19 protein-coding genes and 1 pseudogene are annotated in these 20,844 nt (G+C 73.6%); 12 read left to right on the forward strand and 8 right to left on the reverse strand.

The features are described from left to right. Positions 1–42: 42 nt before the first annotated feature. The gene (locus tag ACWDR0_RS15785) at positions 43–1,113 is read left to right on the forward strand and encodes a WD40 repeat domain-containing protein (protein ID WP_456352240.1); all 1,071 of its coding nucleotides are present in this window, start codon (positions 43–45) and stop codon (positions 1,111–1,113) included. A 13-nt stretch (positions 1,114–1,126) separates the two neighbouring features. Here the strand turns inward: ACWDR0_RS15785 and ACWDR0_RS15790 are convergent, their stop codons facing one another. Beyond that, entirely contained in the window at positions 1,127–1,270 is a 144-nt protein-coding gene (locus tag ACWDR0_RS15790; protein WP_456352241.1) for a hypothetical protein, read from the reverse strand. 408 nt (positions 1,271–1,678) lie between these two features. On the opposite strand from ACWDR0_RS15790, the gene ACWDR0_RS15795 reads away from it, so the two are divergent. Then, on the forward strand, positions 1,679–1,951 hold the full coding sequence (locus ACWDR0_RS15795; RefSeq protein ID WP_456352242.1) for a hypothetical protein: 273 nt from the start codon (positions 1,679–1,681) through the stop codon (positions 1,949–1,951). Positions 1,952–2,003: 52 nt separating this feature from the next. Here ACWDR0_RS15795 and ACWDR0_RS15800 read toward each other — a convergent pair whose 3' ends face one another. The 4 genes from ACWDR0_RS15800 to ACWDR0_RS15815 form a co-directional block, all read right to left on the reverse strand. Then, positions 2,004–3,080: a flavin-containing monooxygenase gene (locus ACWDR0_RS15800; protein WP_456352243.1), complete on the reverse strand. Its 1,077-nt coding sequence runs from the start codon at positions 3,078–3,080 to the stop codon at positions 2,004–2,006. Between the two features lie 141 nt (positions 3,081–3,221). Continuing rightward, on the reverse strand, positions 3,222–3,878 hold the full coding sequence (locus ACWDR0_RS15805) for an acyl-CoA-like ligand-binding transcription factor (RefSeq protein ID WP_456352244.1): 657 nt from the start codon (positions 3,876–3,878) through the stop codon (positions 3,222–3,224). 110 nt (positions 3,879–3,988) lie between these two features. Continuing rightward, positions 3,989–4,285: a hypothetical protein gene (locus ACWDR0_RS15810; protein WP_456352245.1), complete on the reverse strand. Its 297-nt coding sequence runs from the start codon at positions 4,283–4,285 to the stop codon at positions 3,989–3,991. A gap of 143 nt (positions 4,286–4,428) precedes the next feature. Beyond that, entirely contained in the window at positions 4,429–5,142 is a 714-nt protein-coding gene (locus ACWDR0_RS15815; protein ID WP_456352246.1) for an NAD(P)-dependent oxidoreductase, read from the reverse strand. 122 nt (positions 5,143–5,264) lie between these two features. Between ACWDR0_RS15815 and ACWDR0_RS15820 the strand changes: the two are divergent. Further along, positions 5,265–6,149: pseudogene (locus ACWDR0_RS15820) on the forward strand (LysR family transcriptional regulator); the annotation flags it as partial. A 158-nt stretch (positions 6,150–6,307) separates the two neighbouring features. Beyond that, positions 6,308–7,090 (forward strand): DUF4253 domain-containing protein, encoded by a 783-nt coding sequence (locus ACWDR0_RS15825; RefSeq protein ID WP_456352247.1) that lies wholly within the window; start codon positions 6,308–6,310, stop codon positions 7,088–7,090. An 81-nt stretch (positions 7,091–7,171) separates the two neighbouring features. On the opposite strand, the gene ACWDR0_RS15830 is transcribed toward ACWDR0_RS15825, so the two are convergent. Then, positions 7,172–8,044 (reverse strand): esterase/lipase family protein, encoded by an 873-nt coding sequence (locus ACWDR0_RS15830; RefSeq protein WP_456352248.1) that lies wholly within the window; start codon positions 8,042–8,044, stop codon positions 7,172–7,174. Between the two features lie 258 nt (positions 8,045–8,302). Continuing rightward, the gene (locus ACWDR0_RS15835) at positions 8,303–8,974 is read right to left on the reverse strand and encodes a TetR/AcrR family transcriptional regulator (RefSeq protein WP_456352249.1); all 672 of its coding nucleotides are present in this window, start codon (positions 8,972–8,974) and stop codon (positions 8,303–8,305) included. 264 nt (positions 8,975–9,238) lie between these two features. On the opposite strand from ACWDR0_RS15835, the gene ACWDR0_RS15840 reads away from it, so the two are divergent. The 6 genes from ACWDR0_RS15840 (at position 9,239) to ACWDR0_RS15865 (ending at position 16,638) form a co-directional block, all read left to right on the forward strand. Continuing rightward, entirely contained in the window at positions 9,239–10,060 is an 822-nt protein-coding gene (locus ACWDR0_RS15840; RefSeq protein ID WP_456352264.1) for a VTC domain-containing protein, read from the forward strand. Next, positions 10,057–10,740: a DUF4956 domain-containing protein gene (locus ACWDR0_RS15845; RefSeq protein ID WP_456352250.1), complete on the forward strand. Its 684-nt coding sequence runs from the start codon at positions 10,057–10,059 to the stop codon at positions 10,738–10,740. Before ACWDR0_RS15840 ends, ACWDR0_RS15845 begins: the two co-directional genes overlap by 4 nt. 98 nt (positions 10,741–10,838) lie before the next feature. Then, a complete protein-coding gene (locus ACWDR0_RS15850) occupies positions 10,839–12,518 on the forward strand; it encodes a CotH kinase family protein (protein ID WP_456352265.1) in 1,680 nt (559 codons plus the stop codon). Positions 12,519–12,740: 222 nt separating this feature from the next. Beyond that, positions 12,741–13,493 (forward strand): response regulator transcription factor, encoded by a 753-nt coding sequence (locus tag ACWDR0_RS15855; protein ID WP_456352251.1) that lies wholly within the window; start codon positions 12,741–12,743, stop codon positions 13,491–13,493. Then, positions 13,490–15,079: a HAMP domain-containing sensor histidine kinase gene (locus ACWDR0_RS15860; protein WP_456352252.1), complete on the forward strand. Its 1,590-nt coding sequence runs from the start codon at positions 13,490–13,492 to the stop codon at positions 15,077–15,079. Before ACWDR0_RS15855 ends, ACWDR0_RS15860 begins: the two co-directional genes overlap by 4 nt. 161 nt (positions 15,080–15,240) lie before the next feature. After that, positions 15,241–16,638: a WD40 repeat domain-containing protein gene (locus tag ACWDR0_RS15865; protein WP_456352253.1), complete on the forward strand. Its 1,398-nt coding sequence runs from the start codon at positions 15,241–15,243 to the stop codon at positions 16,636–16,638. A gap of 89 nt (positions 16,639–16,727) precedes the next feature. On the opposite strand, the gene ACWDR0_RS15870 is transcribed toward ACWDR0_RS15865, so the two are convergent. Next, on the reverse strand, positions 16,728–19,091 hold the full coding sequence (locus ACWDR0_RS15870) for an AfsR/SARP family transcriptional regulator (protein ID WP_456352254.1): 2,364 nt from the start codon (positions 19,089–19,091) through the stop codon (positions 16,728–16,730). A gap of 181 nt (positions 19,092–19,272) precedes the next feature. On the opposite strand from ACWDR0_RS15870, the gene ACWDR0_RS15875 reads away from it, so the two are divergent. Both ACWDR0_RS15875 and ACWDR0_RS15880 read left to right on the forward strand, forming a co-directional pair. After that, on the forward strand, positions 19,273–20,217 hold the full coding sequence (locus ACWDR0_RS15875; RefSeq protein WP_456352255.1) for a hypothetical protein: 945 nt from the start codon (positions 19,273–19,275) through the stop codon (positions 20,215–20,217). A 77-nt stretch (positions 20,218–20,294) separates the two neighbouring features. Beyond that, complete coding sequence (locus ACWDR0_RS15880) at positions 20,295–20,783, forward strand: hypothetical protein (RefSeq protein WP_456352256.1); 489 nt, start codon at positions 20,295–20,297, stop codon at positions 20,781–20,783. Positions 20,784–20,844 lie beyond the last annotated feature (61 nt).

Raw genomic sequence — 20,844 nt, forward strand, 5'->3', positions numbered from 1 at the left:
GTGCCGGGGGGAGATGTCGGTGGCGGCTGGTTGGATACGGGCATGTCTGACGAACGGCGTGCTGACGGGGACGGGGCTGTGCCCGCGGGTACGGGCGGTGGGTGGTGGGAGGTGGTGTGGGCCACCGGTGGCGCGGACGGTCCGCGGCCGCTGTCCGGGCACGCCGATCGCGTGGCCGCGGTCGCGACCGCGGTCGTGGCGAACCGGCCGGTCGCCGTCACGGGTAGCTGGGACGGGTCGGTGCGGCTGTGGGATCTCGTGTCGGGTGAACCCGTCGGCGAGCCCCTCACCGACGACGACGCGCACGAGGTGCTCGCGCTGGCGACGGCGGTGGTCGGGGGGCGGCCGGTCGCCGTCACCGGGACCGCCGAGGGTACGGTGCGGGTCTGGGACCTCGCGTCGGGCGAGCCCGTCGGAGCACCCTTCACCGGGCACTGCGGGCCGGTGAACGCGGTGGCGGTCACCGTGCTCGGCGGAGTTCCCGTCGCTGTCGCCGGAGACGGCGACAAGACGGCACGGGTGTGGGATCTGACCACCGGAAAGGAAGTCGGTCCCCCGCTGGCCGACCACACCGACCCGGTGGAGGCGGTGGCGACCGGTGTCGTGGACGGCCGTCCGGTCGCCGTCAGCGGCAGCGGTGACTTCACGGCGCTCGTATGGGATCTGGCGGCGGGCCGGGCGGTCGCGCAGCTGTGGCATCGTGCCGGTCACTCGGACGAGGTGCGGGCGGTGGCCACGGCGGTGCTGAACGGCAGGCCCGTTGCCCTCACCGGCAGTGACGACACGACCGTGCGGGTCTGGGACCTCGCGTCGGGCGAGCCCGTCGGCGCACCCTTCACCGGCCACACCGGCAAGGTACGGGCGGTCGCGACGGGCGTGGTGCACGGGGGGCTCGTCGCCGTCACCGGCGGCCAGGACAGGACCGTACGGATGTGGGACCCGGCCACCGGCCGCCAGGCCGGCCCGGGGCTGGTCCTCTCCGGGGAAGTGCACGCGGTGGACATCACGCCCGGCGGACGGCTCCTCGTCGGCTTCGGCGGCGATACGGCGGTACTGGCCCCCCGCGGACCGGGCCGGATACCACCGGCAGCCGGGCCGCCGGCCGGACCGTGAACCGCCTGTTGCGTCACTCCTGTCCGCCAACCACCTGGTCGGGTTCGCTCTCGCCGACGCGGACGGCGAAGCGGTCTGGTGCTTCGACATCACCCGGCCGGACGGGGACGGCGAGTACCCCGTCTGCTACCACCACCACGACGACCAGCCGGGGCACGTACGCTACGCCGACAGCGGGGAGCCGGAGGGCGGGGCCGCCCCGGCACCGGACTTCCCGTCGTTCGCCGCCTGGCTGGACGCGATGGCCGGCGCCTTCGTTGCCGCGGAGCCACCGCGCTGGTTCGCGGAACTGGGTGCTCCGTACTTCCGCCGCGGGTGACCTGTCCGGTCGTCAGGGGGCCGGGCGCGGCGGCGAGCGGGACAACGGGCTGCGGAGGTTCCGGGGGCGGGGTGCGGGACGGCACCGGGGCCGTGTTCCCGGGTCCGGTCCGGCGTTCCACTGATCTCCCGGCCCGCAGTCTGCTAACTTCCGCCTCAATGGGCGGAGATGGGAACTCCGGCCTACCGGTGAAGTGTCCGGCCTGCGGAAACCGGTGTGGAGGGTGATGTCGTGCGGGAGGGCACAGTGAGCGATTCGGGTCCCGAGCAGGTGGCCATGGCCGAACTCGTCGGCGAGGCGCGCGAGGAGGCCGAGGGGCGGGCCGGTGACTTCGCGTACCGGGAGTCGGGCGGCTGGGAGTCGGTCAAGGACGATGCCGGTTTCTGGTACGAGTGGCACTGGGACGAGGTGAAGGAGGAGCTGGCGGACCGGGCCGAGGAGCTCGACCTTCAGTGGGATTCCGTGGAGTCCACCGTCCAGGCGGCCTTCGAGAAGACGTTCCGGGAGTCCTTCGGCTGAGCCCGCCCCCGGGCCGGCCGGGGGCGGGTGCGGTGCCGGTCCGGTCGGTGTCTCAGGCCGCCGGGCGGCGCCAGGCGGGTTCCGTGGAGGCGACCCAGCGGCGCAGTCTGCGGGCTACGTGGACGGCGTCCGTACCGACGCCGTGGATCCCGCCGGAGAGGAGGGACCGCTGGCCTTCGAGTCCGACGTAGGCCAGTCCGGGGTGGACGGTCGACAGGCCGGACCGCTGCCGGGGGATGCCCCGGCGGTCGAGGGCGCCGATGGGGCGCAGATAGTCCACCGCCGGGCGGTAGCCGGTGGCGAGGAGGACGGTGTCGATGTGTTCGGTGCTGCCGTCGGCCCAGCGGATTCCGGTGCCCTCGGCGGAGGTGAACAGTTCCCGGTGCTCCAGGAAGCCGCCGGCCAGGGCCTTGCGGTAGGTGTCGTCGTTGTCGACGACGACCGTCTGCTCGTGCAGTGGGATCAGGGCGCCGACCGGTAACAGCAGTCCGGTTTCGAGAGCTTTCCAGCCCGCCCTGCTGCGGGGCGGGCGGAGCCTGGTGAAGGTGAGGGGCCGGCGGCTGGTGAGGGTGGTCCGGGTCCGTCCGGCCAGCTCATGGGCGATCTGCATGGCGGAGTTGGCTCCGCCGATCACCACGACGCGCTGTCCGGCGAAGGGTTCGGGTGAGCGGTAGTCGGCGGAGTGCAGCACCTTGCCGGTGTATCCGGCGAGGGCGGGGATCGCGGGGCGGTGGGGGTTGCCGAAGGTGCCGGTGGCGGCCACGACGACGGAGGCGTGCAGCACTTCGCCGGTGCCGGTCGTCACGGCGTAGCCCCCGGGTGCGGTGTGGACGGCGACGACCCGGGTGCCGGTGCGGATCTCGCAGTCGAGCCGGGCGGCGTACGCCCGCAGATAGGCCACCATCTCGTCGCGGCCGGGCAGATGGGCGTCCCGGGCGGGGAAGGGCATTCCGGGCAGGCAGGACAGCCGGGCGGGGGTGAAGATCGTCAGGCTGTCGTAGTAGTGGGGCCAGGAGCCGACGGGTGCGGTGCCGGCTTCGAGGACGACCGGTGCGAATCCCTGGTTGCGCAGGGCGTAGGCGGCGCCGAGTCCGTACTGTCCGCCGCCGATGACGATTGCTGTGTCCATGATCCTCCGTTCCGTGGTGCCGGGGCCGTGGCGGGGGGTCCGGGACGGGGTGGTCGTGTTCCCGCCGGCCGGTCCGCGGCCCCTCGGGTCTCCGTTGTCGTTCCGGTTGGTGCCGGTGCCGCCGTGGGGCGGCGGCCGTGTTCAGCCGGTGTCCGCCCGGCCGGGGACGGCCAGTCCGGCTTCGACGGCGGACAGTGCGGTGTCGACGAGGGCGGGGAGCGGGGTTGCTCCGCTCCGCCGGTACCAGAGCTCCATGGCGGCCTCCGTCGCCCCTTCGACCACATGGAAGACGAGCACGTGGTACGGATCCGCGGGCGGCAGCCCGGTACGGCGGGCCAGGGCCCCGACGGTGACGGTCTTCTCCTGGTCCCGGTACCTCAGCAGCCGGGCGGTCAGTGCCGGATGCTCCGTCACCACGGCGAGCCGGGTGAGCCATTCGTCGCGGTCCTCGTCCCAGCGGGCCAGATCGTCCCGCCAGGCGTGGGCCATGGCACGGGGCGGGGAGAGTCCGGCGGGCGCCGAGACGATCCGGTCCGGCAGGGTCGCCATCCGCTCGTCGTCGTCCGGGTACGCCACCAGCAGCGCGTCCTCCTTCGCCGCGAAGTAGTTGAAGAACGTCCGCGCGGAGACCCCGGCCGCCGTGCTGATGTCCTCCGCGGTCACCCCGTCGAAGCCGCGTTCGGCGACCAGGCGCAGGGCCGTGGTCACCAGCAGCCGGTGGGTACGGCGCCGCTTCTGCTCCCGCAGGCCCGGGGGGCCGTCGCCGGTCCGGCCGCGGGCTCGTCCATCCGTCGTCACCGTTCCACGGTAGGCAGGTGAATGCAGAATCTGCAAGAATTCATTCTCTGCAATTTTTTCTCAACCAGGCGACGGAGAAGGCCGGTTGAGGCTGTCGGGGCGGATGCGGCTCAGGGGGTGTCACCGGAGTAGTGGAAGCGGCACCCGATTCCCGGGCCCGGGGCGCGTGCCTCGCCGGGGCGCGGATCGTACAGGGATCGGCCGCCGGTGAACCGGCCCAGTTCGGTCGGCAGCGCGGCGCCCCGGTCGACCTCCTCCGGGAGCCAGCCGGTGATGTCCAGCAGCAGGCCGTCCAGCGGACCGCCGGTCAGCGCGGCGTAGGTACGGTGCGGAAGGGGGCCGGGGTGGGGGTCGTCGTGCTCGCGGCCGTACACCCTGCCGTGCAGTATCTGCTCGTCGCCGTTCATCCGGCCAGCTTTCCAGCCGCCACCGACAACCGGCCGGGAGGCGGGACGCCGACGGGTCCGCTCCGACGGCGGGCGGGCGCCGGCGCGGACCCGTGGGGCGGTACAGGCGGGTACGGAAGGGTACCGGCGAGTACGGGGCGGGCTCAGACCGCGGGGGTTTCGCCGGGTTCCCGGTGGACGACCGTGACATGGCGGTCCCGGCCCGGGGACTCGATCTCGTCCAGCACGGCGGCCGCCAGGTCCTCGGCGCTGATCCACGAGCGGCCGTCGGCCGCGGTGAGCAGGGTGTCCGTACCTCGCCGGTAGCGGCCGGTCCGCTCACCGGGCTGGAGCAGGGCCGGAGGGCTCAGATAGGTCCAGTCGCGGTGGCCGTGGTCCCGGCCGGCATGCAACTGGGCCACTCCGGCGGCGGCCACGGGGCGCAGCTCCAGCGGGACATAGGCGAGGTCGTCGGCGACCAGCAGCTCCGGTTCGCCCGGGCTGCGCAGGGCACCGGCACCGCCGACGACCACCACGTGGATCTTCAGCTCGGCCGCGATATCGAGGACCGTACGGGTGGTTTCGACCAGGAACGTCCGGTCGACGGGCTCGGTGCGGACGGTCACGACGACGGCGTCCGGCACCACCCGCCCGGCAGTGCTGCCGGTCAGGGCCTCGCGCAGGGCTCGCGGGTCATGGGCGTCGACGGGTACGGGCGTCACGTGGGGGTGGTCGCCGACGGGTCGGCGGGAGAGCGCCAGGACCCGGTGTCCGCGCGAGCCGGCTTCGGTGATCACCCGGCTGCCGACCATTCCGGTGGCGCCGAGCACGGCGATGTTCAGGGGCGTGGTGGCGGGGCGGGGCGTCGGGGTGTTCATCGCTGGTGCCGTCCTTCTGTCGGGAGTGCGGGCCGTGGTGGCGTGCGGCGAGTCTCCCGCCCGGCGATCGATGATTCCAAAGCATGCTTGTCATAGCAGCCATGAAGGGAAACGATGGTTCGATGGACCTTCAGCAGATGCGGTACGTGGTCGCCCTCGCCGAGACCCGGAACTTCACCCGGGCCGCGGAGCGCTGCTCGGTGGTGCAGTCGTCGCTGAGTCACCGGATCGCCGATCTGGAGCGGGAGCTGGGTGTCAGGCTGTTCGCCCGGTCCAGCCGCCGTACGGAACTCACCAGCGCCGGGGCGGCGTTCCTCGCCGGTGCGCGGGAGTGCCTGGCCGCGGCCGACCGCGCCGCCGTCGACGCCGCGGCCGCGGCCGGGGTGGTGCGGGGGCGGCTCGCCGTCGGGGTGCTGGTGACCACGGCCGCCGTGGACGTACCCGAGCTGCTCCAGCGCTACCGGGCGCGGCATCCCGATGTACGGGTGCAGCTCAGGGCGGGCGGAAGCGACGAACTCGCGGCGGCGGTCCGGCAGGGGGAGCTCGACATCGCGTTTCTGGGCCTGCCCGAGGACGTCCGGCCCTCCGGGGTGGCGTCCCTCGTCCTCGATCACGACGAACACGTCCTGGTGGTGCCCGCGGGTCACCGGCTGGCGGGCTCCGCGCGGGTCACGCTGGCGGATGTGGCCGGTGAGACGTTCGTGGACTTCATGCGCGGCACTCCGGCCCGGGTCCAGTCCGATCTGGCGTTCTCGGCGGCCGGTCTGGTGCGCGACGTCGCCTACGAGGCCGGGGTGGTGGAGCTGGTGACGCGGCTGATCGCCCGGGGGCTCGGTATCGCGCTGCTGCCGTCGGCGTTCGTACGCCCGCTGGCCGAGAGTGATCCGGGGCTGGCGCTGGTCCCGGTGCTGGGCGGGCCGCGCCGTGTCGAGTACCTGGCGTGGAGCCGGTTCAACCCCAGTCCGGCGACCCGGGCGCTCCTCAACGTGATGGGGGTGCGGACGCCGGGGACGGGAGACGGCGACGGGCCGCCCCGGGGCCGGGGGCGGGCCGCGCCCGGGTCGCCGGACGGTGTCCGGTCCGGCCCGGACACCGCCGTTCCCGTCGCCGGGCCCCCGGGATCACGCCGGGCGGGCCTGTCGGACCCGGCGGTTAGCATCCGCCCGTGAACTCCGAATCTCTCGCGCTGATCGACACCCTCCTGCCCCCGGGCCGGACCATCACGGCCGACGGACGGCCGGTCCTCTGGCTGAGCGACGAGCCGGCACCCCTCGGGCTGTGGAAGCGGATACGCGCCGAGCACCCCCGTACCGGTCTGTGGCCGCTGCTCCTGGAGGCCCTGGACCCCCGGGACGACGACTTCCGGCCCTGGGCCTCGGACGAACTGTCCCCGGCGGAGATGTCTTCCCCGGCGGACCACGATCCGGCCGCGCTTCTCGCGCGGTGGTGGCAGGAGCACACCGGCTCCGGGGACGACCCCCTGCCGCCGGCCGTCACCGCGCCCTTCGGACAGCTCCCGCCGGGCCTCGCGCCCGCGGCACCGGAAGGGGCGGATCCCGGTAAGACGGCGGACGAGCACGCGGACTTCTTCGCCTCCTTCCGGGACGAGGCCCGGCTGGGGCTGGTCGCCGCCGCGTCGGGTGCCGATGCCCTCGCGGCCGTGGGCTGGACGGGGCCCGTCAACTACGACGGCGACACGGCGAAGTTCTCCGCCGTGCTGCGGAGCTGGGAGGAGCGCTTCGGGGCGCGGGTCGTCGCCGTGGGGTTCGCCACCCTCCATCTGAGCGTGGCCGCTCCCCCGGCATCCGGGGAGGACGCCCTGGCGATCGCCGCGGAGCACTTCGCGTTCTGCCCGGACAACATCCTCCAGGACTCCCGCTACCGGGGGCTGTCGGCCTATGCGGAGGGGCTCGTCGGCGCCTCGTCGTGGGACTTCTGGTGGGACTGACCCGGCAGCAGGGGCGGGACCCGGCCGGGCGGGGGGCCGTACGCCCTCCGCCCGGCCGCGGAGAGGCGTACGGCCCGGTCTTCAGATGCCCAGGGTGGTGAAGGGCAGGCAGCGGAACGGTCCGGCGTTCTCCGGGTCGAGCCGGTTCAGGACGAGCCGGGTGATGTTCGGGTCGACGGCCAGACCGAGGTGGCCGGCCGAGTCCAGGCGGCACTTGTCCTGGAGCACGATGTTGGTGACGTTCGCGCCGCCGGTCAGCAGGCCGCTCGTGTAGGGCGTGACGACGGTGTCGTAGCGGGTGACGATGCTGGTGTAGGTGGGGCCGGGGACGGCGACGGGGCCGTCGTTGAGCTTGGCCAGGAAGGCCGAGCCGGGCAGGTAGTCGGTGCAGGCTCCGCAGCCGACGCCGGTGAGCAGGGGCTGGAGCTTCAGGGCGGCGGCCAGGGTGGCCAGTCCGTTCAGGGTGGTGCCGCGGAAGTTGGAGCCGAAGCCGATGAAGTCGTCGACCTTCGTGGCGCCGCCCAGGTACTTGATGTAGTAGGCGGGGACGGTGGTGCCCTCGGAGTGGCCGACCACGTCCACCTTCTGCGCGCCGGTGGTGGTGCGGACCCGGTCGACGAACGCACCGATCTCGGCGGCGCTCTCCGCCATCGGGGCGAGCCCGCCGGACAGCCCGCCCAGCACGGTCCTGCCGTAGGTCGGCGAGAAGACGCAGTAGCCGGCCGCGCGGAGCGCGGGGGCGAGGGTCAGGAAGTTGACCGTGCCGTTGGCGCCGAGGCCGTGGACCAGGACCACCGGTTCGGGGTGGGCGGCGCTCGGGCGGCAGGACCAGTCGTTCCACCCCGAGGACGGTGCGGGGGCGCCGGTCTCGGCAGCGGAGGCGGTCGGGACGAGGGTGGTGGACGCGAGTACGGACAGCAGCAGGGCCGTCAGGAACGTGCGGAGCCTGGCCATGGGCAACTCCCGGTTCATGGAGGGTTACCCGGAAGTAGAGCACGGGCCCTTGTTAGGAACAAGGCATCGTTTCGAAAAAGCGCGTGCCGGTCCTCCGGTCGGGCGGTACGGGGGCGCGCCTTCGTGCGCAGGGGCGCGGACGGTGGTCCGGGGTCCGGGGTCCGGGGACGGTGGTTCGGGGTCCGGAGGCGGTGGTTCGGGGTCCGGAGGCGGTGGTTCGGGGTCCGCGATGCGGAGTGCGCGGCTCGGGCCCGCGGTTCAGGAGGAGACGAGTCCGGAACTGACCGCCGTGTAGAAGCGGTCGAGACCGTCCTGGAGGAACGCGCGGTCGGCGGGGAGCGCGGGGTCGGCGTCCAGGAGCCAGTCGGCGATGATGTCGAAGAGGCCGCCGATCAGCCCCATGGCCACCACGCGCGCCCGCGGGTCCGTCGTGACGCCGAGGCGCCGCCAGGCCGTCTCGACGAAGGCGGCCGCCGCCCGGCGGTTGCCGCGGCGGCGCTCCTCGGCGAGCGGGGTCACGGCCCGGCCCTCGCCGAACGTCACCCGGGCCACCCGGACGTCGTCCACGAAGGCGTCGGCGAAGAGCCGGATGAGCGAGCGGGCGGCCGCCCGCTCGTCCCGGGCGCCGTCCGGCCCGCCGAACCCGTCGAGCGCGGCCGCGAGACGGCCCGTCACATCCGCGACGATCCGGTCGAGCAGGGCCAGGTACAGGGCCTCCTTGCCGGTGAAGACCTCGTAGAAGCTCTTGGTACCGACGTAGGCGTGCTTGCAGATCTGTTCGATCGACGTGTCCTGGTAGCCCTGGGCGGAGAACAGGTCCAGCGCGGCGTCCAGCAGGTCCTCGCGGCGTCTGGCCCGCCGTTCCCCGGCGTCCAGCCCGCGGATCCGCCGGCCCTTCGCCCCGTCCCCGTCGATCACTGAACCCCCCACGCGGCCACCCTACAGGCCCGGCCGCCGGCATGGTCGGCCCGCTCTGCCGGTCCGCGGCGCGGGGACGGCACCGGACGTCGTCCGGCGTTCACGCCGAAGACTCCCGCAGTACACCCGGGAATCTCACCGCTTCCTCAGACGCCGGTGGTTGCTTGTGGACGGCGGTCGGATCCGCCGTGAACGAGCGAGGAGGTCAGGGTGTTTCCTTCGAAAGCCGCAGCGACTCCGGGAAGCGGAGGCGGGGCGGGCGGTGAGCCCCTCCATGTGGCGAGCCGGCTGCATGCTTTCAACCGGTTCGAGCTGAAGTATCTGGTGCCGGTGGAACAGGCCGCGGTGATCCGGGACGAGCTGGCCGAACGGATGGACAGCGACCGGCACAGCCCGGCCGGCGGGTACGGGGTATGGAGCCTGTACTACGACACGCCCCGGCTCACCTTCTACTGGGAGAAAATCGAAGGCCTGAAGTTCCGCCGCAAGCTGCGGATCCGGCACTACGGCTCCCCGGAGGGCGTCACCGACGAGTCTCCGGTGTGCGTGGAGATCAAGCAGCGGGTCAACCGGGTCACCCAGAAACGCCGTATCGCCCTGGCCTACGGAGTGGCCCGGCAGCTGTGCGACGGACGGCAGCTCGTGCCGCACTCACCGCAGGAAAGCGCCTTCGTCCAGGAAGTCCTGGAACTGATCGTACGAATGAATCTGCGGCCCACCGCCATCACCGGTTACCAGCGCGAGGCGCTCGTCGGCCGGGGTGCCGACCTCGGGCTGCGCGTCACCCTGGACCGCCGGGTGCGGGGGCGGGACCGGGACTTCCACTTCGGCATCCCCCACCCGGAGAACCGTTTCACCATTCCGCCGCACCTCGCGGTGATGGAGGTGAAGGTCAACGAGCGCACTCCGCACTGGATCACGGATCTGGCCGCGCGGCGCAATCTCGCCCTCGTACGGATCTCGAAGTACGTGCAGTCGGTCGAGGCGTTCGGGCTCGCGCCCCGCTCGGTCTTCCATCTCGACGAGGCGGCCCATCCGCCCGCCCCCACCGTCCCCCGGCCGGCGCCGGAAGCGCCCCTGAAGGCAGGAACCCAGTGAACTTCGATCTCGATCTCCAGGAGCTGAGCGGTACGTTCAGCGTCGCCGACGTGGTGGCCGCGATGGCGCTGTCCTTCGTCCTGTCCACTCTGATCGGCTACGTCTACCGGTACACGCACCGCAACATCTCCTACAGCCAGTCCTATGTGCAGACCCTGGTGATCGTGGGCATGGTCGTCGCGCTGATCATGCTGGTCGTCGGATCCAATCTGGCGCGCGCCTTCTCGCTGGTCGGCGCGTTGTCCGTGATCCGCTTCCGGAACGCCATCAAGGAGACCAGGGACGTCGGCTTCGTGTTCCTCGCGATGGCGATCGGCATGGCCTGCGGCGCCCGCTTCTACACCCTGGCCGCGGTCGGCGCGGTGGTCATCTGCGCGGTCGTGCTGTTCATGTTCAAGTTCGACTGGTTCGCCCTGAACGTGCAGCGCCAGGTGGTCAAGGTGCAGGTGCCGGCCGGTGAGGACTACACGCCCAGGATCCGTGACGTACTGATCCGGTACACCAGCGAGTTCGAACTCGTCAGCACCGAGACCGTCCGCGGCGGAGCGCTCGCGGAGGTCTTCTACACGGTACGGCTGAAGAAGGGCACCGAACCCGGGGAGCTGATGAACGCCCTCCAGGAGCGGACGTCCGGCCAGCGGGTGACGATTCTGACCGGCTACGACACGACCGACCTGTGACCGCGGACGGCGCCCCGCGCTCCGGGCGGGCCCGGGGGCGGCGGCTGCGGGACCGGCTGCCCGTACGGGTGCGGCACCACTGGCGGCCGGTCGCGGCCATGGCGGCGGGGCTGGTCGCGATGGTCCACTTCCTGGGGGACGCGCGGATCGCGCCGTACGTCACCTCCTCCTCCCGGGTGGAGGCGGACGCGATCACCGAGAACGTGACCGGGAAGGTCGGCCTGTACGACACCTCGGTACCGCACTCGGTACGGCTGACGTACCGGCAGACGGACTTCGACGCGATGATGAAGGAGTTCCGCGAGGACGGCACCAAGGAGTACATCGAGGCCGACCTGGTCATCGACGGTGTGCGGCTCGACGACGTCGGGATCCGGCTCAAGGGCAACTCCACGCTGATGTCGCTGCGCGGCGGGCGGGGCGGTGCCCCGGAGGGTCTGCCGGGCGGGGGCGCGGGGCGTGCCGCGGGCGCCGGCCCCGGAGGAGCGGGCGGCGGCGGGGCCGCCGGGCCCGGGGGCGGGGGCGCGGGCGGGGCCGGGGGCGAGCCCGGAGGAGCGGGCGCGCCGGGGGGCGGCGGCGGGATGGTCCGCTACGAACTCTCCGCGGCGGAGCCTGAGGAGCTGCCCTGGCTGGTCAAGATCGACGAGTACGTCGAGGGCCGCGCGTACCAGGGCGAGCGGGAGATCTCCCTGCGCCCGGGCAGCGACGCCCAGGTCCCGCTGAACGAGGCCCTGTCGCTGTCGCTGACCGCGGCCGGCGGGCAGCAGGCGGAACGGTACGCCTTCACCGAGGTACGGGTGAACGACCGGCCGGCCGTGACCCGGCTGATGGTGGAGAACCCCGATACGGACTATGCCGGGGACCTCGGCGGCGACGCCGTGCTGTACAAGGCGAAGGCCGGTGGCAGCTTCGCCTACCGGGGTGACGATCCGACCGCCTACGAGTCCTCCTTCGAGCAGCTGAACAGAAAGGGCAGTCAGGACCTCGAACCGGTGATGAAGCTGATCGGCTGGGCGGACCGGGCATCCGACGAGGAGTTCGCCCGGGACCTGGACGAGTATGTCGACATCGGGTCGCTGGCGTCCTATCTCGCGACCCAGAACCTGCTGCTGAACTTCGACGACATGGCCGGGCCCGGCAAGAACTATCTGCTGCGCTACGACCTGGGCACCAGGAAGTTCACCGTCCTGGGGTGGGACTACAACCTGTCCTTCGGCGGTGATACGGCGGCGGGCCCGGACGACACCCTCGGCATGGGGCGCGGTATGCCGGGCGGAACTCCCGGCGCCGGTGCCGGACAGCCCGGGGCAGCGGGACAGGCGGGGGCGGAAGGCGCGCCGGACACCGGCGGCGGAGCGCCGTCCGGGGCACCGGACCGGAATCCGGAACCCCCCGGGGACCTGCCGGAACCCCCTGGAGGGATGCCGGAACCGCCCGGAAGGATGCCCGGCGGCGGAGGCGGCGACGCTACCGGGGACGTGCCGCCCGGGGGCCCGCCCGACCGGGCCGGGGGCGCCGTCGGCGCCATGGGGCATCCCCTGAAGACCAGGTTCCTGGAGCTGGACGCCTTCGACGAGGTGTATCTCACGGCGTACAAGAAGCTCTACCGGCAGTTCTACGCCTCCGGTGCGGCGGCCGGGCAGGCCCGGGCAGTCGCGGACATGGCCCGGGCGGCGGGCGGGGGCTCCGCGGAGCTGGACACGGCCGCGGACCGGCTGGTCACGACCGTGACCGCCCGGGCGGCGGCGCTCGCCGGGAACGAGAAGGTGACCGGCTGAGGGCACGCGTACGGGACCGGCCCGGAGGGGGCGGTCCCGTACGGTTCCCCGCACCCGGCCGGTCCGTCCGGCCCGCTTCACAGGGTCCGCATCACAGGGTCCGCATCACAGGGTCCGCATCACAGGGTCCGCATCACAGGGTCCGCATCTACCATCACCATCACCACCGACCACGACCCGGTCCGCTCCGCGGGCCGGCCGGCCCGTTCCACGAGGTGCACCGTGACCGACCAGCACTCCCCCGCCCGGGGACGTACGGCCCGGCACACCGTTCTGGTCGTCGAGGACGATCCCAGCATCCGGACCCTGCTCACCTCCGCCCTCGGCGCCGCCGGCTATGCCGTGGCGAGCGCCGCCGACGGAGCGGAAGCCGTACGCGAAGCGGCCGGCCAGCGGCCCGATCTGATCGTGCTGGACGTGATGCTCCCCGACACCGACGGCTACCGGCTGACCCGGGAACTGCGCGCCGGGGGCACGTACACCCCCGTGCTCTTCCTCACCGCCCGCACCGGGGTCGAGGACCGGATCATCGGGCTCAGCTCGGGCGGCGACGACTACGTCACCAAACCGTTCCATGTGCAGGAGGTGCTGCTGCGCATCCGCGCCATTCTGCGCCGCACCGGCGCCGCCGTCTCTCCGTCCGGCACCCGGCCGCCCCTGCGGTATGCCGATCTCGTACTGGACGAGGACCGGCACGAGGCCCGGCGCGCCGACCGCGTCCTCGCTCTGTCCCCCACGGAGTTCCGGCTGCTGGCCTGTCTGCTGGCCCGGCCCGAGCGGGTGCTGGACAAGCACGACATCCTCCAGCAGGTATGGCAGTACGGGTTCTCGGGCGACACCCGGATCGTGGACACCTACGTCAAATATCTGCGCCGCAAGATCGACCACGATCCGCCCGCCCTCATCCACACCGTGCGGGGCGTCGGTTACTGCCTGCGGCTCCCCCGGGACGAGACCGGCCGGGCCGGATCGTGAAGTGGCCGCACCGGCTCCGCCCCCGCTCCCTGCGCGGCCGTCTCGTGCTGATCGCCGTGCTGCTGGCGACCGGGGCCGTCGCCCTGTCCCAGCTCGCCGGAATCACCGTCGTACGGGCGTGGCTCACCGGCCAGGTCGACGAGCGGCTCGCACACTTCCGGCCACCTGCCGGGGTCTACCGTGAGATCGCGGGCGGCGAGCCGCCGCGCCGTCCCCCTCCGGCCGACGCCCTGCCGTCCGACTACCGGGTCTACTTCTACGACCGGGACGGCCGGCTGCTCCTGAGGTCCCTGGGCGCCGACGGCGCGCCGGGCCCGCGGCTGCCCGCCACCGCCGCGGGGCTCGGCCCGGCCGGCGGCGGGGCGTCGACGGTGGGCCCCGCGGACTCCGCGGGCTCCGAGTGGCGGGTGATGGTCCATCCGGGGCCCGACGGCATGCGGGCCGTGGTCGCGCTGCCGCTGGACGCCGTGGACGACGCGACCGCCGAACTCCTCTGGTTCAGCCTCGCCGTCGGTGCCGCCGTCGCGGCCGGGGTGGCCGGGCTCGGCGGCGCCGCGGTCCGGCTGGGACTGCGCCCCCTCACCCAGGTCGAGCGGACGGCCCAGCGGATCGCGGGCGGCTCCCTCCGGCTCAGGGTGCCGGGTGCCGGTGCCGGGACCGAGGTCGGGCGCCTCGGGCTGGCCCTCAACACCATGCTCGACCAGTTGCGCGCCGCGCTGCGCCGGGCCGAGAACTCCGAACGGCGGCTGCGCCGTTTCATGGCCGACGCGGGACATGAACTCCGTACCCCCCTCACCGCCGTTCAGGGATTCGCCGAACTCCTTTTGCAGGACGAGTCGATGGACGACGCCCGGCGCCGGGAGGCGCACGCCCTCATCGGGCACAACGCGGAGCGGATGAGCCGTCTCGTCGAGGATCTGTTCCTGCTCGCCACGCTCGGGCACACGCCCCGGCCGCACCGGGAGACCGTCGATCTGCTCTCCCTGTGCGCCGACGCCGTCGCGACCACCGCGGTCCGTTACCCGGGGCGTGCCATCACCCTGGAACCGCTGGACCCCGGTGCCGCCGCCGGAGTCGCATCCGGCGCCGGTGCCGGCACCGCCGGGGACCTGGAGGTCGTGGAGACCACCGGCGACCCCCATCAGCTCGCCCAGATCGTCGGGAACCTGCTGGCCAACGCGGCCGTCCACACCCCCGAGGCCACCACGATCCGGGTCCGGCTCGGCACCGTCCCGGCGGGCAGCCGCCACTACGGCACCGACCGTCCCGGCCGTGCCGCCACCGGTCCGCCACCGCCGCCCGGCAGCCCCCTGACCGTCGTCGAAGTCGCCGACCACGGCCCCGGTATCGCGCCCGAGCACACGGCCCGGGTCTTCGACCGCTTCTACCGCGCGGCACCCGCCGGTTCGCCCCCGGCGCCGGGCTCCGGACTCGGCCTGGCCGTCGCCGCCGCGATCGCCGGTGAGCACCACGGGCGGCTGGAACTGGACAGCAGCCCGGGGCGGGGCAGCACCTTCCGGCTGCTGCTCCCGGGCGCGGGGCCGCCGCGGAACGGCGCCCGCGCACCGTCAGCCGGTGCACCGTAAGCCCGTGAATTCGTGAGCCCGTAAGCCCGTGGATCCGTGAGCCGGTGAATCCGTGAGGCCCGGGGCCGCCGGGGCCGCCGGGGCCGTACGGAGAACGTCCGGCTGTCGGTACCGGGTCCTAGGGTGGCGGCACGCACGCACCGGAACCCGGGGGGACCAGGATGGGATCGGCCGACGGCACCGACGGCGAGCGGCGGACCGCTCTCGCCGCCGCGCTCCGCAAGCTGCGCGCCGAGCGGGGCTCGCCGCCGCCCCGGGCCGTGCTGCGCGAAGCGCACCGGCACGGGCTCCACACCCTCACCCCGAACGTTCTGGAGCATGCCTTCACCGGGCGGCGGGCGCTGGACACCGAAGTCGTCGTCGACCTGGTCCGGGCCCTGATGCTGCACGGCGGCGGACGCCGGGAGCTGCTGCCCGCGGACGATCCCGCGCTCCGGCCCTGGCGCGCCGCCTGCCGGTCCCTGCCCGCCCCCGCGGGCTCGGCCGCCGCCCATGCCATGCAGTCGCCTCCCGGATTCGTCGTGACGGACCGGCAGCAGGCCGGGGCCGTCGCGTCGCTCGCCTTCTCGCCGTGCGGTGCCCTGCTCGCGAGCGCCGGCTGGACCCCGGACATACGTCTCCGGTCCACGGTGACCGGGAAGGCCGTGACCGGCCCGCTCCTGGGGCACGAGGGCCCGGTCACCGCCCTCGCGTTCACCCCGTCGGGCTCGCTGCTGGTCAGCGCGGGCTGGGACCGGACGGTGCGGTTCTGGGAGCCGGCGACCGGCGCACCCGCGCGGGGCCCGCTGACGGCCCACGACGGGCGGGTGCGCTGTCTGGCGTTCTCGCGCGACGGGCGGATGCTGGTGACCGGGGGCCACGACGGGACGGTGCACCGCTGGGACACGGCGACCGGTCGCCCGGCGGGGGAACCCCTGGCGGGTCATACCGGGCCCGTCACCCGGGTCCTCTTCTCCCGGGACGGCCGGGTGCTCGCCACCACCGGGGAGGACCGGACCGTACGGCTCCACCACCCCGGCACGGGACGGCCACCGACGGACCACCCGATTCCGGCCGGGGTGGCGGGCCCGGACGCGCTGGCGTTCTCCCGCGACGGGCGCACACTGCTGACCGGCGGGCGCGACGGCACCGTGCACCGCTGGAGCACCGCCACCGGGCGGCCCATGGGCAGGCCCCTGGCCGGGCACACCGGTCCCGTCACCCAGGTACTCGTCTCGCCCGACGGCCGTACCCTCGCCACCACCGGGCAGGACGGGGTCGTCCTGCTCCGCGGCCCCGCCACCGGCCGGCCGGCCGCCGCCGGTCCGCTGACCGGCCACACCGGGGCCGTCGGCCTGGCCGCTTTCACCCCGGACGGACGGCTGCTGGTGACCGCCTCCGCCGCGGACCGCACCTTCCGGGTCTGGCATACGGCGACCGGTGCGGCCCTCGGCGAACCGGTGATGAACTGCTCGACCACCGTCGTCGCCCTCGCCTGCTCCCCCGACGGCACACTGCTCGCCACCGGCTTCCGGGACGGCGGCACCGGGGTGTACGTGCTGCCGCCGGACCTCCCCTGACGCAGCGTCGGGCGCGGCCCGGTACGGCGGGGCGGGGGCTCGTCCCCCGGCGCGGCGGCCGGGAGACGAGCCTTCCGGGGCGGGACCCGTCAGCGGCGCGCGGCGAGCGTGAGCGGACGGCGGCGGGACGGTCCCGCCCGCAGGACGACCGCACGGGCGCGGTGGGCGGACGGGCCGCGCCACACGGGCGGCCCGGCGGGGCGGGCCGGGTCCGGCGCCGCTCCCTCGACGCTCCGCCAGGCGTCGAACCGGGTACTCACCCGGTTCGTGACATCGACGAGTGCGGACGCCAGCCCGCACGCCTCCTCCCGGAGGTCGAGGCGTACCGCCAGTTCCACAGCCGCGACCAGTCCGTCCTGCTCGGCCTCCAGCCAGCGGCCGGGGTCGCGCAGCAGCCTCGCCGCGAGCGTGGAGTCGCTGCCCTCCGGCACCGTCCGGAGCACCCCGGCGGATTCGGCCGGCCCGATCGCGCGGATCAGCGCCAGCCAGGTTTGCAGCAGCCGGGAGACCGCCGCGGGCAGATGATCGGCGGCCTCCTCGTGTTCGGCCCGTTCACGGGCGTACAGCCGCACCAGCTCGTGGAAGCGGTACCGCACCTGCCCGGTGCCGTCCGCCCCGAGGGGTTCCAGCAAATGGGCGTCGGCCAGCCGGTCGACGAGGCGTTCGGCCTCCGGCAGGCCGACGGCCGCCAGCGGGGCGGCGACCCAGGGAGCGAAGTCGGGCGACTCCAGTACGGCGAGGCGCCGCAGTACCCGGCTCTCCGGTTCCGGGAGGGCCCGGTAGCTGATGCCGATCGCCGAGCGCACTCCCAGATCGCCGCAGGCCAGCTCGGACAGCCGGGTGTGTTCGTCGCTCAGCCGGTCGGCCAGGACGCGCAGCGGCCAGCGGCGGCGCGCGCCGAGCCGCGATCCGATGATCCGGACCGCGAGCGGCAGTCCGCCGGAGAGCCGGGCGATCTCGGCCGCCGCCCGGGGTTCGGCCGCCACCCGGGACCGGCCGGTGAGCCGGGCCAGGAGCTCCAGGGTCTGGCAGGAGTTCAGGATCCGCGGCGCGACCCGTTCGACCGCGTCCAGCCCCGGCAGCGCCCGGCGGCTGGTGATCAGCACGGCGCCGCGGCTCCCGGCGCCGGGCAGCAGTTCCCGGATCTGCCGTTCCCCGGCGGCGTCGTCGAGGACGACGAGGATCCGCTGCTTCGCCAGCAGGGTGCGGAAGGCGGCGGCCCGTTCGGGGAAGGCGGCGGGTATCCGGCCGGGCGCGGTGCCCAGTGCCCGGAGGAAGCCCGCCGCGATCTCCGACGGGTCGGCCGCCCCGGCGGGGTCGCTGCCGTGCAGGTCCGCATAGAGCCGGCCGTCCGGGAAATGGGCCGTCAGCCGGTGGGCGGTGTGGAGGGCCAGTGCCGTCTTCCCGATGCCCGGCATTCCGTGCACGACACAGACCGTGGCGTGCTGCCCGCCGTTCAGCAGTACGGATTCCAGCCGGGCGGCTTCGGCTTCGCGCCCGGTCAGCCGCTGGACCGCGGCCGGCAGCTGCGCGGGCGGGGGCGGCGGGGCCCCGGCGCCGTCCGCCCCGGGTAAGACCGGCTGCCGGGCCGGTTCCAGGGCCACGGCCCGCCGCGGCTGCTCGACAATGGCCTCGGCGGGCGCACTGTCGGCGGTCAGCAGGCGCGTATGGAGGTCCTTCAGCTCACGGCCGGGCTCGATGCCCAGTTCCGCGCGGAGCTGCCGGTGGCCTTCCCGGTAGACGCGCAGGGCGTCGGCCCGGCGCCCGGCGCGTTCCAGTGCCGTCATCAGCAGGGCCCGCAGCCGTTCCCGGAGGGGGAACTCGGCAACGAGCCGGGTGAGTTCGCCCACGGTACGGGCGGGGTCGCCCGATTCCAGCCGGGCTTCCAGCATCGCTTCGACGGTGGCGAGCCGCATCTCCTCCAGCCGGGTCGCCTCTATCTGAAGGACCCAGGTCGCCGGGGAGCCCAGGGCGGGTCCCCGCCAGAGCCGCAGCCCGGCGTCGAGGGTTTCGGCGGCCGAACCGTACTCCCCCCGGGCGGCCTCGGCCCGGCCCCGGTCCACCAGGTTCTGGAAGCGCGCGAGGTCGAGCGCTCCGGCTTCCGGCTGGAAGAGGTACCCGCCGGGGCAGGTGAGGATGGTGTCGTGGGCACCGGCGCGGTGCAGCGCCTGCCTCATTCTGGCGATATAGCTCTGGACGAGTTTGGCAGCCGTGGTCGGCGGCGCCGTTCCCCAGATTGCTTCGATCAGCCGGTCCACCGGCACCACGCTGCCGGCGTCCAGAAGCCCTGCGGTCAGCAGGGCGGTCGGTTTCCGGGCGAAGGGCGGAAGTCTGCGGCCTTCCAGCCACACTTCCACGGGCCCCAGCACACAGAACTTCACGCTGTCCCCCTTTGTCGTTCCCACCGCGTACGGCCGGTGGCGCAACACGAGGAGCTGAGCTGCCTCATGCACACAGTGCACCGTGCGACCCGTACGACACCAGACTCACGTTCGATTCCTGCGCCGGGACTGCACCGGTGCTGCGCCCGTGCTGCGTCCGTGCTGCACCTCTGCCGTGCACGGTGGTGTCCACGGGAGAGCCCACCGCGGCGGCAGGGCGCCGTTCCGGTCCGCCGGACGAACAGGAGGCATCGTGCACCGACAGCAGTCCCGCCAGGGAGTACCGGGCAGCCGGCTCACGGCCACCGCGCTCGGTACGGCCGTGGTCCTCGCGTTCACCGTTCTGACGGGCTGCGGCCGGCCTGCCGGGGCCGGTCCGGCGGAGCCCCCGCGTGAGCTGACCGACGCCGAGCAGGTCCGTATCGACCAGGCCGAACTCCGGCTCGTCCAGCGGTGCATGGAGAAGAAGGGCTTCCGGTACTGGGTGGAGCCCGCGCTGAGTCCGGAGGAGGGCAAGGCGTTCCGTACCGGATTCGTGGCCGATGACGTGGCGTGGGCGCGCAAGCACGGCTACGGCAGCCGGATCCAGGACAAGGTGCTCGCGGCCAAGAAGGACGACCGGAATCTCTCCTACCGCGAGCGGCTGTCACGGCCGGAGCTGCGGCGGTACCTCACCGCTCTGGGCGGCGGCGAGAGCGCCCGAATCCTGTCGGTGCGGCTGCCGGCCGGGGGCACGATCCGGGGCTCCTTCGGCGGCTGCACGGGGGAGGCCAGGAAGGCGCTCTACAAGGATCTGGACACCTGGTTCCGGGCCGAGAAGACCGTCGGCAATCTCAACCCCCTCTATGTGCCCCGCCTGGTCCGCGACACCCGCTTCACCGGCGCGCTGAAGGCCTGGTCCGCGTGTATGCGGCGGGAGACCGGCCGTACCTATCCCGAACCCGACCGGGTGCGCGCCTCCCTGCCGGGGCTGACGAAGGGGCTGAGCCCCGGCCGGGCGCACTCCGTCGAGAAGAAGCTGGCGGTCGCGGAGGCGGCCTGCGCCGACGGCGCGGCGCTGCCGGGCACCATCCGGCTGCTGGTCCGCGAGTACGGCGCCGACGCGCGCGCACGGTACGCGGACGAGATCATCACCCGCGACCGGCTGCGGCTGGCCGCTCTCGCCCGCGCCGACCGGATCCCCGGTCCCAACGGCTGAGCCGTCGGGGCCGGTTCCCCAGGACGTACCACCACCGACCGCACATTCCTGCACCATTCGAACCGAAGGAGATCACCATGCGTACGATCCACACCGCTCTCGCGGCCGCCGCGGGCCTGGCGCTGGCCCTGGGCACGGGCCTGTCGACGGCCCAGGCGGCACCGGCCGCGGCCGCCCAGGCACAGGGGCCGGGCTGTAACAGTGCGTACAGCACGCACCAGGGCGACGGCAATGTCCGGGCTTACTATCTGGATGACTGCAACACGCTTCTGGGCGCGGCCAGCGGGAACGACTCCAACTGGTCCGACGCGTCCGGCGCCTTCCAGGGCAGCGACAACGACAACGCCCGCTCGGTGCTGAACACCGGCACCTATTCGGGCGGCGTCAACGACGTCCAGTTCTATCTCCACTCCGGTTACACGGGTGGCACGGGCTGCCTCGACTGGAACGAGCTGTACGTCGACGGCCTCAGCCGCAACACGTTCAACGACGCCGCCCGCACCAACGCCGCCGACAGCATCAGCTCCCACCGGTGGGTCAACGGCTGCACCAACGCCTGGCAGTAATCACCAAAGGCCCCGTCGCGGCGCGGCGGGGCCTGCGGGCCGCCGGTGTCCGGCGGCGGAG

Source organism: Streptomyces sp. NPDC003691, assembly GCF_053981115.1.